The organism is Acetobacter sp. DsW_059, from assembly GCF_002153695.1.
Taxonomy (GTDB): domain Bacteria; phylum Pseudomonadota; class Alphaproteobacteria; order Acetobacterales; family Acetobacteraceae; genus Acetobacter; species Acetobacter thailandicus.
Genome location: NZ_JOPI01000123.1, coordinates 1 through 202, shown reverse-complemented (window position 1 = coordinate 202; position 202 = coordinate 1). Strand labels below are relative to the sequence as shown.

The 202-nt window shown below is 58.4% G+C and carries 1 protein-coding gene; it reads right to left on the bottom strand.

The features are described 5' to 3' along the window. The coding region (locus HK25_RS13120) for an MBG domain-containing protein (RefSeq protein WP_158092966.1) at positions 1–202 on the bottom strand (202 nt) is incomplete at both ends.

Sequence of the window (202 nt, the reverse complement as noted above, 5' to 3'; positions counted from 1 at the left end):
GCCCTGAGCCGCGTGCGTTACTGGCGGTAAGGGCGTAGGCGCCTGTGTTGCTCAGGTTTGTGGCGGCTGTGGAGAGGCTGATCCTGCTAACGGTATCGCCATTGACCAGACCACTGGTTTTAAAGTCAGCCTTATTCAGTGTGGGGTTCTGTCCATAGATGCCTGTCTGGTTCAGGGCGGTAATGGCCAGGGCTGCGGGTGT